This window comes from Haloarcula sp. JP-L23 (assembly GCF_011602445.1).
Lineage (GTDB): Archaea > Halobacteriota > Halobacteria > Halobacteriales > Haloarculaceae > Haloarcula > Haloarcula pellucida.
This window is the reverse complement of record NZ_CP050014.1, coordinates 453132-467304: the sequence shown is the minus strand read 5'-3', so window position 1 is coordinate 467304 and position 14173 is coordinate 453132. Positions and strand designations below refer to the sequence as shown.

The following is a 14173-nucleotide window of genomic DNA, read 5'->3' as shown; positions in this document are numbered from 1 at the left end:
TCCATGCATCTAAGCAGAGATATGTTTGCCGAACGTGCGTATAATCCGGCGCTCGCCGGACGGACGTGCGCCTGTCGGGCGCGTGGTGTGGCATGAGCGACTGGGTCCCGACGACGTGTATGCGGTGTGCGGTCGGGTGCGGGCACATGCACCGGGCCGCCGACGTCGGGTACGGTATCGACACGGTGCGCGGCGACGCCGCCCACCCCGTCAATCAAGGACTGGCCTGTGCTCGCGGCATTCAGGAGAGTCGCGACCCCGACGGCCAGTGGCTCACGCGGCCGATGGTCCGCGACGACGGCGAGTTGCGCCAGACGACGTGGGACGTGGCGCTCGCCCGCGCCGTCGAGGGCCTGCGCGACGCCCACGAGACCGACCCCGATTCGGTCGCCGTCCTCGGGAGCGGCCAGCAGACCAACGAGGCCGCCTACGCCCTCGGGAAGGTCGCTCGCGGCGGCTTCGGCACCCGGATGTACGACGCCAACACGACGCTGTGTATGGCCAGCGCCGTGACGGCGTACTATCAGGCCTTCGGCAGCGACGCCCCGCCATGTACCTACGCCGACATCGAGGACGCCGACCGACACGTCGTCTGGGGGGCCAACCCCGCCGTCGCCCACCCCGTGATGTTCCGCTGGATTCGGCAAGCGGCCGACGCCGAGGGCGTGGAACTCCTCACCGTCGACCCCATCCGCTCGGAGACGGCCGAGAACAGCGACCACCACGTCGCACCCGACCCCGGCAAGGACCTCGCGCTGGCGCGGGCCGTCCTCGCACGACTGGTCGAGACCGACCGCGTCGACGAGGCGTTCGTCGCCGAGGCGACCGACGGGTTCGAGGAGTTGCTGGCGACGCTGCCGACCGCCGCCGAGGCGGCCGACGAGGCCGGCGTCGAGATGGCAGACGTGGACCTGCTGGCCGACGCGATGGACCGCCGCGCCCTGCTGTACTGGGGCATGGGCATCAACCAGCACGTGCAGGGCACCGAGACGGCCCGCGCGCTCGTCGACCTCACGCTGGCCTCGGGCAACCTCCGACCCGGCGGCGGTCCGTTCTCACTGACCGGACAGGCCAACTCGATGGGGACGCGGGTCTGCTCCTCGAAGGGGTCGTGGCCCGGCCAGCGCGCCTTCGGCGACCCGGACCACCGCCGACTGGTCGCCGACGCGTGGGGCGTGCCGGTCGACCGTCTGCCCGACGACCCCGGCCCGGGGCCGGTCGGGATGCTCGAAACCGAACCCGAGGCCGTCTGGGCCGTCGCCACGAACCCCGTCGCGGGGATGCCGGACGCCGACAGCGCCCGCGAGACGCTCGACGACACCTTCCTCGTCGCACAGGACGCCTTCCACACGGAGACGACTCGACTGGCCGACGTGGTGTTGCCCGCGGCGACGTGGGGCGAGTCCGAAGGGACGACGACGAACATGGAGCGGACTATCTCGCGGGTCAGGGCGGCGACGGAGGTCCCCAGCGGCGTCCGACAGGACCTCGATATCGTCGCCACTATCGGCTCGCGCCTGTTCCCTGCCCTCTTTGACGCTACCTCGCCGGACCCGAGCGACGTCTTCGACGAATTCGCCGCGCTCACCGAGGGCACCGTCGCGGACTGCTCGGGAATCACCTACGACCGCTTAGACGAGGCTCACGCCGTCCGCTGGCCCGCGCCCGACGAGGAGAGCGCCGGCGGCTACCGGTACTACGAGGACGAGGCGGGCGGCGCGGAGTCGTGGGCGTTCCCCACCGCGAGTGGCAACGCCCAGTTCTCGACCGGGCGGCAGGGCGACCTGCCCGAACCGACCGACGACGACTACCCGCTGACCCTGACTACCGCCCGCGAGGCCGACGGGTACAACACGGGCGTCCGCTCGCGGGGCGGTGCCGCCGGTGACCTCGTGGCCCGCATCCACCCCGAGACGGTCGCGGCCCACGCCGACCGCGTGGTCGACGACCGTCTGACGGTGACCTCCCGGCGCGGGTCCGCGACGGTCCTCGTCGACGAAGACGAAGGCGTCCCGCGCGGGATGGTGTGGCTCCCCATCCACCACCCGGCGACCAACCGCCTGACGCTCTCCGAACGGGACCCGCAGTCGAAGGAACCACACTTCAAGCAGTGTGCCGTCCGTCTCGTCGCGCCCGAGGCGTCCGACGTGACGGACATGGTCGTCGAAGCGGACGATTGACCGCCCGGACGGGCGCTCTTCTCGGAGTCCTCTCAGCAGTCGTGACGACCGCGTCCGTCGTCGTATCACAGGGGACAGCGCACCGGTACGGCTTCGACCACGGAATCGGGGGACAGTCCAGACGTGGCTGCTGTTCGCCCGCGGCGGCCGGTTGTCGTGTGATCCGGACGGGTGACACACCTTCTCAGCGGGTGTCGCGGTTTTCTTCGCAGATGTCAGATTTTCCCCGCGGCTGGTGGACGGAATACGTCCTTAAGGTGAGAATATCCGATTGCAGATTGGCCACCCGTCCAAACGGAGGTGACTGAAATTCACGTTCGTCAACGATTACGGTTATTAGGTACTGTGACATTCGGATTATCTGTGAAGATGTGGTCACACATCCAGAATAATACTGATTCGATGGACGAACAGTCGTCAATGAATGTACATGGTGTACACCCGGTCGCTTCGCCGGAGGTGGTCCTATGGGGCTGATCAAGATGACGAAGTACCGGACGCTGTTGCTCGCGACCATCGGGTTCAACTTCTCCTTTCTCATCTGGTTTTCCTTCGCGCCCTTCACGGGACCGATGGCCGAGGAGTTCGGGCTGACGACGGCCGAAATCGGTATCCTCGCGAGTTCGGCCATCTGGATGGCGCCGTTCGGCCGGATGCTGACTGGATGGCTCTCCGATAAGTTCGGCGCCCCGACGATTTTCGCCATCGTGCTGGCGTACGTCGGCGTGTTCTCGATGGCCAGTGCGTTCATCGAGACGTACTCGCTGTTTTTCGTGACGCGCATCATCGTCGCGACGGCGGGCATCACGTTCGTCATCGGCATCCAGCACGTCGCCGAGTGGTGGGAAGAGGAGAACCTCGGCCTCGCCGAGGGCATCTACGCCGGCGTCGGGAACGCCGGGGCCGCGGGCGGTGCGCTCATCCTCCCGCGCGTGTTCGGGAGTGGCTGGAGCGGGCCGCTGTTCTCGACGAACTGGCGGGCCGCCTTCTTCTATACCGGCATCGTCTCTATCGGTCTCGCCGTCGCGTACTACACGCTCGGTGAGGCCGCAAAGACCGAGGAGAAGCGTCAGGCGACCAAGGACAACGCGAGCTTCAAGGACTGGATACACACCGCCACTCGCTACGGGACGGTCGTCCTCGCACTCGCCTACGTCATGACCTTCGGTCTCGAACTGTCGATGAACGGGTGGCTCGCCACCTACTACCGCGAAGCGTTCAATCAGGACAACCTCGTCATCGCGAGTACGTTCGCCGCCACGTTCTCTATTGCGGCCGGCCTGCTCCGCCCCATCGGCGGCTACGTCAGCGACGTGCTGGCCCGCAAGGAGATGGACATCCTGCCGTTCTTCGAGGGCCGCTACCGCGAACAGTGGACGTTCGTCTCGCTGTGTTTCGTCGTCGTGACCATGTTCGGCATGACGCTCGCCGGCCTCTCGGGCGTCCTCATGAACGCGGTCGTCGTGGGCTTTCTCGTCGGGACGGCGTGTGCGTTCGCCGAGGGATCCATCTTCGCACAGGTGCCCGCGATGTTCCCCAACAGTTCCGGTGCCGTCGCGGGCGTCGTCGGTGGTGTCGGGACCGTCGGCGGCATCGTCTATCCGCTGTTTTACTCGGCCCCGTGGCTCGCGAACCTCCACCTGGGCTACTCCGTGGCTGCCGTCACGATGATCCCAATCGTGTTGCTGGCCGCGTGGGTGTTCCGCCCCGAAATCGCGAAAGTCGCCAACACGGCCGGCTTCGTCGGTAGCACCAACGCGACGGAGACGGTGGCGTCCGGGGACGACTGATGCGCAGTGGCGTCGTCCTCGCGGGTGGGTACTCCACCCGCTTCGGTGCCAAAGACAAGGCGACGGCCGAACTCGACGGGACGCCGCTCGTCCGCCGCGTCGTCGACCGCATCGAACCGGCCGTCGACGAGGTGGTGGTCAACTGCCGTCGCGGACAGCGCACAGCCATCGACGACGCGCTGACCGGCCACGACTACCGCCTCGCCGTCGATCCCGTTCCCGACGGCGGTCCGGTCGCTGGCGTCCGCGCTGGCTGTCGGGTCGCCCGCGGACGGGAGACGTTCGTCACGGCCTGTGACATGCCGTTCGTCCGACCGCTGCTGGCCGAACGGCTGTTCGAGGCCAGCGAGGGTGACGGGGCCGTTCCGCGTATCGGCGGGCGCCTCCGACCGCTGGCGGCCGTGTACCACACACGGGCCGTCATCGAGGCCGCGGATACGACTCTCGGACTCGGGTCCGGTGCGCTCAGAGACATGCTCGACCGCCTGTCGATGACGGTCGTGCCCGGTCCCGCACCGGCGCGTGCCGTCAGCGACGTCGACACCCGCGCCGGCCTGCGGGCCGCCGAGTCACGGTCGACGTGACAGCCACGTCGCGGTCGAGGCCCACGGAACCGGGCCGCAGTCTGCTGGTTTTCGGGTCTCGACCGCCCCCGACCTTAGACCCATTAAACACCTCCCAGATGGCTTAATTCTGGACGGGCGTCCGGTGCCACCCCGAGGTTTTGGATTTATTCAACGATTAGAGTTTTAGTCATCCATGTACACGCTTCTATCGTAAATTAGCGTACGTTCGAATACTAATGAACGATAAAAACATACGATACTTCGTAACTGAGGCGATCTGACGATGGCGCACAAAAAAGAGGACGTCAAAGGCGAACTGTACGGCGACGAGGTACGCGAAAAGCTAGAGGAGTTTGCCGAGAACGGTTGGGAGTCCATCCCCGAGGACGAGCGCGAGGCGTGGTTCTCGCGGTTCAAGTTCTGGGGCGTGTTCCACCACCGCGGTGGGCAGGAGTCGTACTTCATGATGCGACTCACCAACTGCGGCGGTATCTTAGAGCCCGACCAGTTGCGGGCCATCGGCGAAGTCGCCCGTGACTACGCGAGAGGTCCCGCAGAGAACCCCGAGTTCGGTAACGGGTGGGTCGACTTCACGACCCGGCAGTCCATCCAACTGCACTGGCTGAAGCTCGAAGACATCCCCGAGATATGGGAGAAACTCGAAGCCGTCGGCGTCTCCTCTCGCTCCGCGGGCGGGGACACGATGCGCAACATCTCGGGGTGTCCGGTCGCCGGCAAGGCCGAGGAGTACGTCGAGTCCCGTCCCATCTTAGACGAGATTCAGGAGACGATTCGCGGGGACAACGACCTCGCGAACATGCCGCGGAAGTTCAACATCTCGGTGTCGGGGTGCCGGCAGGGGTGTGCGCAGGACGCCATCAACGACATCGGCCTCGAACCGGCCCACAAGATAATCGAGGGGGAGGAAATCGAGGGGTTCAACGTCCGCGTCGGCGGCGGTCTCGGCGGCCGCGAACCGCGCGAGGCGCGCCCGCTGGACCTGTTCGTCCGTCCGGAACACGCTGTCGAGACGGTCCGGGCGTTCGTCGAGTTCTACCACGACGAGGGGAACCGACAGAACCGCTCGAAAAACCGCGCTCGGTTCTTCGTCGACGAACTCGGTACCGACGCCATCCGCGAGGAACTGGACGACCGTCTAGACTTCGAGTTCGAGACCGCCGGGACGGACTTCCGCGGCGAGTACAGCTACAACGCCGGCAAACGGACCGAGTACGGCGCCCACGACCACGTCGGCGTCTACGACCAGAAAGACGACAAGAACTACGTCGGCCTCTCGGTCCCGGTCGGACGCATGCCCGCCGAAGACGCCATCGAACTGGCCGACCTCGCCGACGCCTACGGCTCCGGGGAGGTGCGACTGACCCGCCGGCAGAACCCGCTCATCATGGACGTGCCAGACGGGAACCTCGCGAACCTGCTGAACGAGCCGTTGCTCGACACGTACTCGCCGGAACCGAACCCGTTCGTGCAGGGCGCGATGGCCTGTACCGGGACGGAGTTCTGCTCGCTCGCGCTCACGGAGACGAAAGCGCGGATGGCCCGCCTCCTGCGATGGCTGGGTGACAACGTCGAGGTGCCCGACGACGTGGACCGCATCAAGATGCACTTCTCGGGCTGTACGGCCGACTGCGGGCAGGCGATGACCGCCGACATCGGCCTGCAGGGGATGCGCGCCCGGAAGGACGGCGAGATGGTCGAGGCGATGGACGTCGGCGTCGGCGGCGGCATGGGCGAGGACCCCACGTTCATCGAGTGGGTGCGCCAGCGCGTGCCCGCCGACGAGGTGCCCGGCATGATAGCCAACATCGTCGAGGCGTACGCGGCGCTGCGCTCGGAGGGCCAGACCTTCAGCGAGTGGGTCGACGCCACCGGTCACGAGACCATCGTCGAACTCGCCGAACCCGAGGAGGTCGAGGGGTACACCGACCCCTGCCTCGCCGACGGCAAGCAGTCGTGGTACCCCTTCGACGACGGCGAGAGCCCGGCCCCGACGGACGCCAGCGGCGAACCGCTATCGGCGGACGACTGACCATGCCAGAACAGCGCGAGGACAACGCACAATCGGCGGATTCCCGACCGCAGGAGGTGGCCTACGACGCCGCACCGGAACTCATAGAGTAGCGCGAGGCTGTACGACGGCCTCGTGAGCTACGGTGTGCGGCCGCCGGTCCGAACTCCGGCACCCCGACGGAGCACTGCTCGTGTCCATTGTCGCTCCGTCGGTTCGTTTTGCGTTCCGTCGCTCGTGACTCAGAGCCACCGCGCTAGCCCCGCGCTCGTCGCCATCTCGACGACGCCGAAGACGACGGCCGGGAGCGCGGCGTCCGGCGGGAACCCCGCGGTGACGACCAGCGCCGCCGCGACGGCGAAGTCACGCATCCCCACCGACAGTGCACCGGCGATACGGACCGGGCGGTCGCTGCCGGTCGTCACGAGCCACCCGAGACCGTAGCCAGCGCCGTTGAGTGCCAGCGCTCCCACGCCGACGAGTGCGACGGCCGCGTAGTCGCTCCGCAGGAGCGCCGCGTTGGCCCCGGTCACGCCACCGATAATGAGGACGACCATCACCGCCGAGACGGCCGGGTAGCCGCCCTCGTGTGCGGCGACGCGCGCCGGGTATCGCGCACGAACGGCGATAGCCAGCGCCATCGGCCCGACGACGGCGACGAGTAACTGCTCGACGATGGGCCACGTCTCGACGGTGACGCCACCGGCGAACAGGCCCGTAGCGACGGGGACGACGACCGTACTCCCGACGCCCGCGACGACGAGGACGACCGACGACAGCGCGGTGTTGCCGCCGGCCAGTTCGGTCATCGTCGGCGTCACGAGTTCCGGCGTTACCGCGCCCAGCAGGACGAACCCAACCGTCAGGGCCGGGGAGAGCGAGAACACGCGCGCGAGTCCGTACGCCAGCACCGGCATCGCGAGGTGTGCGAGGAGCGTCGCCGTCAACGGTCGCGGGTCGATGGCCCGGAAGCGGTCGGCCGACAGCGTCAGCGAGACGCTCCCGACCATCACCGCGAGAATCGGCGTGGCGGCCCGCGTGACGACGGCCACCTCCGGGACGAGGACGCCGACGGCGACGGCGAGCAGTACCCACCCCAACAGGTAGTCTTCGACGACGTCGGTGAGGGACACGCCGCGACGTGGGTGGGCCGGCCAGTTGGGCGTTTTCACTCGCCGACGCGGGAGACTATCGCGTCGACGTCGATGCTGCCCTCCTCGTCCTTGTCCCAGACCGTCTCGCCGTCGGCGGCTACCCGGAAGACGCCGCCGTGGTCTGGCCTCAGACGGACGCCGTCGAGGTCACGGCCGTACTCGTCGAGCAGGGCTGTCTGGAGGTCGATAGCGTGGTCACGGAGCCCACAGGGGACACAGTACTCGATGTCGACGTGCACGTCTGTGCCGTGGCTACGAGGGAGCGTAAAACGGCTGTACGCCGCAGGGAACCGGGTTACCGTGTGGAAACCCGCCACCGCCCTTTTGGTCTCTGGCCGGCGTAGTGACGGTATGAGCGAACCGCGTTCGGACGCCGACTGTGCGGCGTCGTGGTGTGCCGACGACCCGTGGTGTGGGTTGACCTGTGCCGTGGACGTGTTGGGACACAAGTGGCATCCCGTCGTCGTCCACCGGTTGCTCGCACGCGGACCGCTCGGATTCGGCGAACTGGCCGACGACGTCGGCGCTGTCACCAACAAGGTCCTCTCCGAGACGCTCGCGGACCTCGAAGCGGCGGGCGTCGTCGACCGGGCCGTCGTCGACGACCGCCCGGTCCGCGTCGAGTACTCGCTGACCGACGACGGCGAGTCGCTGGCCCCGGCAATCGAGGCGCTACAGGACTGGGGTGAGCGGTATCTCGACGACTGACTACAGTACGTCGCCGGCGTTCGTGTCCACGGCCACGTCGGTGTCGGCGTCGATGTTCTGGATGAGGGCGACGAGCGATTCGAGTTCCGGGAACGTGTAGACGGTCATCCCGAGGTCGCCGTCCTCGACGGTAATCTGGGAGTCGATGACGAAGACGAGTTCCGATTCCGGCCACCCGCCCATCTTGTCGACGATGCCGCTCGCGGGGCCGAACACGAAGTTCGGCGTCCCCATGTCGATGGTCGTATCCAGCACGTTCGCCCACCCGTCGATGAACGCCGAGGTCATGATGTTGCCTATCTCCTGCATCGCCGACTGTTCCATGTCGGAAAAGCCGCTGCCCTCGCTGGGGTCGCCCATCCCGCCCATCATCGCCCCGGCCAGCCGTTTGCTGTCGGCCGGATCGAGCATGAAGAGGACGTAGCCATAGGGCGGTTCGTTCAGTTCGACGAAGATGCCGACCCGTTTCTCGGTCCCGATGTGCGTTTTCACGTCCGCGATGTCGAGGAAGTTGATCTGTGACGTGTGTACCGACGCGTTCAGGCCAGTCAGTTGGCCGAGGTTGTCAGCGACGGTCCCCGATCCCTCTTTGGCCATCTGGTTGAAGAGGTCGAGTTTCCGCACGTCGACTTGCAGGCCCATACGCCATCGAACGGCGCGACCGGCTTAACGCCACCGCACGGCGAGGCTGGTACCGCTGTCGACGGATGCCACCTCACTCCTCGCCGGGGACGTACGGGCCGAGGTCGTAGCAGTTGCTCGCGGGGTACTCCTCACAGCCGTAGGCCGCGTCCCGGGTCACGTCGACGAACTCGTACCGCCGCGTCTCGGTCTGTTCGCTGGCTGGCAGCCCCTCGACGATGGGCACCGGACGGATGGCCTGATGGTCGCAGGCACGCATCGTCTCGCTTCCCATCCCCATCGCGTAGGTGGCACCTTCCAGTTGCTTGGCCACGTCCGGCGGACGGAACGTGCCGGCCCGTTCGACGGCCGCCGCGTACTGCAGGGTCTGACCGTACGCGAGCTGGGCCTGATCGGACGGGAGCGAGCCGTACTCGGCGCGGTAGCTCTCGGCGAGACTGTTCGAGAGCGGGGTGTCGATGCTCTGGTCCCACGCGATGGTCCCGAGGACGCCCTCGATAGCCGACCCGGCGAACGACGCCAGACTCCGACTCAGGATGGGGACTACCACCGTGACGTCCGTCCCGAGTATCTGCTCGGCCTGCTGGACGGCGTTTGCGCCGTCGATACCGCGGTAGTTCAACACGACCACGTCCGGGTCGGTGTCGGCCGCCGCCGACAACTGGGACTCGTAGTTCTCGGTGCCGACGCGGGTCTCCGTCGTCCCCGTCTCGTTCCAGTTTTCGTCTTGCATCCGCTGTCTGAACTGGTCGGCCTGCGTGTACCCGTAGTCCGAACTGGCGTGCAGTTGGTAGAAGTCGGTGCGGCCCTCGAACCGCGCTGTCAGGACCGGCGCCAGCGCGTTGGCGGCCATCGTCGCGTTGTACATCTCCTGAAAGCCATAGCGGCGACAGTCGGTGCCGGTGACGTTCGTGCCCGGAGCGAACCCGAGCATGTGGACGACGCCCCGGGGCTGGCACACGTCGAGCAGTTTCTTCGCGGTGTTGGTAGACCCGCCGCCGGCGACCATTATCGCACCCTCGCGGTCGATGAGTTCCTGCCCGACCGTCGCCGCCGTCGACGGCGACGACTTCGTGTCGCCGACGGCCGCCTCGACGGTTCGGCCGCGGAGTCCATCGCCGTCGAGCGCACCGAACAGGTCCGCGTCGACCCAGCCGCCGCCCTCGTTTACGTGCGCGACCGCCAGTTCGAACCCGCGACGCTGGTCCTCGCCGTCGGGCCCGAACGGGCCCGACTGCGGGACAGTGACCCCGAACGTGACCGTCTCCTCACCGACCGGATAGCTCGCGAACGCGGCGTTCTCGGTCGGTGTCTCCGTCTGTGCCCCGCCGCCCCCGAGACAGCCAGTCAGTCCCGCGAGTGCGCCGCTCGCTGCGGCCGACCGCAGAACGTCCCGACGTGTCGTCGACTCACGCATGCTCCACCCATATCTAGTGAAAAATATAGTACTACACCTGTTGGTAATTCTTTCCTGTAGCCGGAACGACGCTCAGAGCGGTGCCGAACGTGTTCTGAACGTCACCCTTAGCAAACGGATGGAAAAGCGGGCCCGGTGGACCGACTACGCGTCGGCGTCGTCGACCGGGAACTGCTCGTGTTCGCGGACGGTGTTCAACACGACCGAGGTGGCCGCGCTCTCGATGTCCGGATCCGTGAGCAGGTCCTTGATGCGGGCGTTCATGTCGTTCGTATCGCGGAACTTCCCGACGGCGACGATGTCGTGGCTACCGGTGACCTCGTACACCGCGACCATGTTCTTCAGGTCGCGCAGTCGCTCGGTCACGTCTACGAGGCCGCTGCCCTCGACCGACAACTGGAAGACGGCAGTGACCTCGTAGCCAAGCTCCTGATAGTCTATTCGGGCCGTGTACTCCTCGATGACGCCGGATTCGACCAGTTGGTCCATCCGTCGCGAGACGGTCGTGGCAGCGACGCCGGTTTCGGCGGCGACGTCACGGGCGCTCGCCCGACCGTCCCGGAGCAAGGCGTTGACGACTTGTCTGTCGATGTCGTCGACCATCGCGCGCCGCTCAGACTGCCTCTGGGCCCGTCTTGCCTGTTCGGACCTGGTAGGCGTCGTCGACCGGGAGGACGAATATCTTGCCGTCGCCCTTTTCGCCGGTGTGGGCACCTTCGGCGATGGCCTCGACGACGTCGTCGGCGGGGATGTCCGCGACGACGGTCTCTATCTTGACCTTCTGGTGGAGGTCGACGACGTACTCCTCGCCGCGCCACTGGCCCTTCTTTGCGGGCTGTGAACCGCGTCCGGAGACGTTGGTGACTGTCAGCGAGGGCGCACCCACTTCCGCGAGCGCCTGCTTGACGTCTCCGAGTTTGTCCGGCCGAACCATTGCGACAACCATCTTGATGTCAGTGTCTTCAGTCATCTTTGGAACCTCCGTCAGTACGCACGTTCTCACTCACCATGCCACCGTCGGCGACCACGCTGTCACCGGAGCCGAACTCGGGGTAGGTTTCGACGCCGTGTTCGCTGACGTCGAGGCCTTCCTGTTCGTGTTCGGGCGTGACGCGGGCCTGGCCGATTGCCTTGAGAATGCCCCACACCGCGGCCGTCGCGACGATAGTCCACGCGGCGATAGCGACCACGCCGATGACCTGCGCGATGAACGCGTTCACGATACCGCCCGCGGGTGCCTCGGCCGCAACGAAGGGGAACATGAGCGTCCCCAGCACGCCGGCGCTCCCGTGGACCGGGAACACTGCACAGACGTCGTCTATCTTCAGGCGCTTCTCGATGAAGTTGAACACGAGCGGGAGCTGTGCACCCGCGAGGCCGCCGACGAGGAAGGCGCCCCACCAGCTGGTGGTGTCCGGAATCGCGGTGATGCCGACGAGGCCCGCGAGCAGGCCGTTGGCGACGTACAGCGTGTCGACCTTGCCGGTCTTGGCCCACGCGACGGCGGCGGCGCCGATGGCACCGGCGGCCATCGCGATGGTCGTCGTCATGGCGACGCGACCGACGTAGGAGAACGCGCCGAGCTGGAGCGAGCCGTCAGTGAAGACGAAGACGCTCGCGGCGGTGCCGACGTTGAAGCCGTACCAGCCGAACGCGAGGATGAGCGTCCCCAGCACGGCGAAGGTAAGCGAGTGACCGGGGATGACGTTCGCGGAGCCGTCCTCGTTGTAGCGACCCATGCGCGGGCCGAGGACGTAGGCGGCGGTGAGGCCGGCGATGCCGCCCATGCCGTGGACGATCATGCCGCCCGCGAAGTCGTGGAAGACCGCGCCGCCGAAGCTAATGTACGACCCCGCCCACGTGATACCCGTGACGACCGGGTAGATGACTGCGGCCAGCAGGAACGTGTAGGTGATGTACGCGCGGAGTTTCGCGCGGCCGGCCACCGCCCCCGAGACGATGGTCGCTGCCGTCATCGCGAAAACGGCGCCGAACAACCAACCGACCCAGTCGTTCGGGTTCTCGGCGACGAAGGCCGGCGAGAAGCCGCCGCCACCGACGAGCGAGGAGATGCCGGCACCGATGACGAAGAACACCGACACACCGACCGACCAGGTCAGGAGGTTCTTCGTCAGTTGGTTCGCTACGTTCTTCGAGCGTACCTGCCCCGCCTCGAGCATGGCGAAGCCGGCGTGCATGAAGAAGATGAGGAACGTTACCACCAGTACCCACAGGAGGTTCACTCCCGTGACCAACGTTTCGAGCGTTTCCGGTGACGTCTGCAGTGGTGCGAGTACCATGATTTGTATCGGGCTGTGATTATTGCGTTTGAACGTCCAACTTTATCGTCTTCAGTGCCGTCTTTGTCAACTCGTTCACGGAGAAACCTCTTGCAACAGCACTACATAAGGATTTGGTTTACGAAACCTCATATTCGGGGATGTTCGGTAGACGAACGTCCGGATTACCGTATGATATTATGGATATAAGGTTGTTCTCCGTCAAGAAACTCGGCATCTGTCTGCCGTGATTTTGGACGAATGTCGACCGCGAATCCGGCCGAACGGGTCGAAATCGGCCGGTTTCGCTTGCGCGCGCTCTCGATATCGCTCTCTCTGGACGCGCGTCTACTGTCGACACTTGTTACTGGACGGTTGGCGAGATACTGACGAACGAAGTGCGCGGTCACAGGGGTCGCCGCTCTCAGAGCCGGTCGGCCACGTCCTCCGCGAAGTAGGTGAGAATCAGGTCGGCACCGGCCCGTTTGATAGAGAGCAGCGACTCGTAGGCGACGGCCTCCAGATTCAGCCACCCCTTCTCCGCGGCGGCGTGCAACATCGCGTACTCGCCGGAGACGTTGTAGGCGGCGACGGGGTGGTCGTAGCTCTCTCGGACGTCTCGGACGACGTCCAGATACGGCAGGGCGGGTTTGACCATCAGCACGTCCGCGCCCTGTTCGACGTCGAGTTCGACTTCCCGGCGCGCCTCGCGTGCGTTCGCGGGGTCCATCTGGTAGTGTCGCCGGTCGCCGAAGGCCGGCGCGCCGTCGGCGGCGTCGCGGAAGGGCCCGTAGAACGACGACTCGAACTTCGCCGCGTAACTCATGATCGGGACGTCGGTGTGGCCATCCTCGTCCAGAGCTTCGCGGATGGCGCCGACCATCCCGTCCATCATGCCCGACGGCGCGACCATGTCCGCGCCTGCGCGTGCGTGGCTGACCGCGATGTTCCCCAACAGGCCCAGCGTCTCGTCGTTGCGGACGGTGAGGTCCGGGTCCGACTCGGCCGTCTCCTCCAGTACCCCGCAGTGGCCGTGCTCGGTGTACTCACAGAGACAGACGTCCGTGATGACGTAGGCGTCCGTCTCGTCGGTGATGCGCCGGACCGCCGCCTGTACCACGCCGTCGCTGGCCCACGCTCGGCTCCCGCGCTCGTCCTTCGACTCGGGGATGCCGAAGACCATAATCGCCTCGACGCCGGTTTCGAGGACTTCCTCGACGCGGGCGACGCTCTCCTCTACCGGGACGCGTTCGTGGCCCGGCATCGTCTCGATGGGGACCCGTTCGTCCGTCGTCGCGTCGACGAAGACGGGCGCGATGAGGTCCGACGCCGAAACGTCCGTCTCTCGGACCAGTGGGCGGACGCCGTCGGTCCGAAGCCGTCGGGGGCGACGTGTCATGTCCATACC

At 66.4% G+C, this 14173-nt stretch carries 13 protein-coding genes; 5 read left to right on the top strand and 8 right to left on the bottom strand.

Going from position 1 to position 14173, the window contains the following annotated elements; all coding sequences use genetic code 11:
• Window positions 1-92: 92 nt before the first annotated feature.
• The 4 genes from nasA to G9465_RS02255 all read left to right on the top strand — a co-directional run bounded on the left by nasA (window position 93) and on the right by G9465_RS02255 (window position 6586).
• Entirely contained in the window at window positions 93-2180 is a 2088-nt protein-coding gene (nasA, locus tag G9465_RS02270) for an assimilatory nitrate reductase NasA (RefSeq protein ID WP_166967146.1), read from the top strand.
• A 467-nt stretch (window positions 2181-2647) separates the two neighbouring features.
• Window positions 2648-3970, top strand: coding sequence for an MFS transporter (locus G9465_RS02265; protein WP_166967144.1), 1323 nt, complete (start codon window positions 2648-2650; stop codon window positions 3968-3970).
• Window positions 3970-4554, top strand: coding sequence for a molybdenum cofactor guanylyltransferase (locus G9465_RS02260; protein WP_166967143.1), 585 nt, complete (start codon window positions 3970-3972; stop codon window positions 4552-4554). The genes G9465_RS02265 and G9465_RS02260 overlap by 1 nt, the downstream gene beginning before the upstream one ends.
• Before the next feature lie 265 nt (window positions 4555-4819).
• Window positions 4820-6586: a nitrite/sulfite reductase gene (locus G9465_RS02255; protein ID WP_166967141.1), complete on the top strand. Its 1767-nt coding sequence runs from the start codon at window positions 4820-4822 to the stop codon at window positions 6584-6586.
• A gap of 221 nt (window positions 6587-6807) precedes the next feature.
• Here G9465_RS02255 and G9465_RS02250 read toward each other — a convergent pair whose 3' ends face one another.
• Window positions 6808-7698: a bile acid:sodium symporter family protein gene (locus tag G9465_RS02250; RefSeq protein ID WP_166967140.1), complete on the bottom strand. Its 891-nt coding sequence runs from the start codon at window positions 7696-7698 to the stop codon at window positions 6808-6810.
• 35 nt (window positions 7699-7733) lie between these two features.
• Window positions 7734-7958: a SelT/SelW/SelH family protein gene (locus G9465_RS02245; protein ID WP_166967138.1), complete on the bottom strand. Its 225-nt coding sequence runs from the start codon at window positions 7956-7958 to the stop codon at window positions 7734-7736.
• 112 nt (window positions 7959-8070) lie between these two features.
• Here G9465_RS02245 and G9465_RS02240 point away from each other — a divergent pair, with 112 nt between their 5' ends.
• The gene (locus G9465_RS02240) at window positions 8071-8427 is read left to right on the top strand and encodes a helix-turn-helix domain-containing protein (RefSeq protein WP_166967137.1); all 357 of its coding nucleotides are present in this window, start codon (window positions 8071-8073) and stop codon (window positions 8425-8427) included.
• Here G9465_RS02240 and G9465_RS02235 read toward each other — a convergent pair whose 3' ends face one another.
• From G9465_RS02235 to hemB, 6 genes are all read right to left on the bottom strand, one after another.
• The gene (locus tag G9465_RS02235; protein ID WP_166967135.1) at window positions 8428-9069 is read right to left on the bottom strand and encodes a chemotaxis protein CheC; all 642 of its coding nucleotides are present in this window, start codon (window positions 9067-9069) and stop codon (window positions 8428-8430) included.
• A gap of 73 nt (window positions 9070-9142) precedes the next feature.
• Window positions 9143-10486: an ABC transporter substrate-binding protein gene (locus G9465_RS02230; protein WP_166967134.1), complete on the bottom strand. Its 1344-nt coding sequence runs from the start codon at window positions 10484-10486 to the stop codon at window positions 9143-9145.
• A gap of 144 nt (window positions 10487-10630) precedes the next feature.
• Window positions 10631-11089, bottom strand: coding sequence for an HTH-type transcriptional regulator Lrp (gene lrp / locus G9465_RS02225; protein ID WP_166967133.1), 459 nt, complete (start codon window positions 11087-11089; stop codon window positions 10631-10633).
• 10 nt (window positions 11090-11099) lie between these two features.
• Complete coding sequence (locus G9465_RS02220) at window positions 11100-11456, bottom strand: P-II family nitrogen regulator (protein WP_166967131.1); 357 nt, start codon at window positions 11454-11456, stop codon at window positions 11100-11102.
• On the bottom strand, window positions 11449-12786 hold the full coding sequence (locus tag G9465_RS02215) for an ammonium transporter (RefSeq protein WP_166967130.1): 1338 nt from the start codon (window positions 12784-12786) through the stop codon (window positions 11449-11451). Before G9465_RS02215 ends, G9465_RS02220 begins: the two co-directional genes overlap by 8 nt.
• Before the next feature lie 403 nt (window positions 12787-13189).
• A complete protein-coding gene (gene hemB / locus G9465_RS02210; RefSeq protein ID WP_166967129.1) occupies window positions 13190-14170 on the bottom strand; it encodes a porphobilinogen synthase in 981 nt (326 codons plus the stop codon).
• Window positions 14171-14173 lie beyond the last annotated feature (3 nt).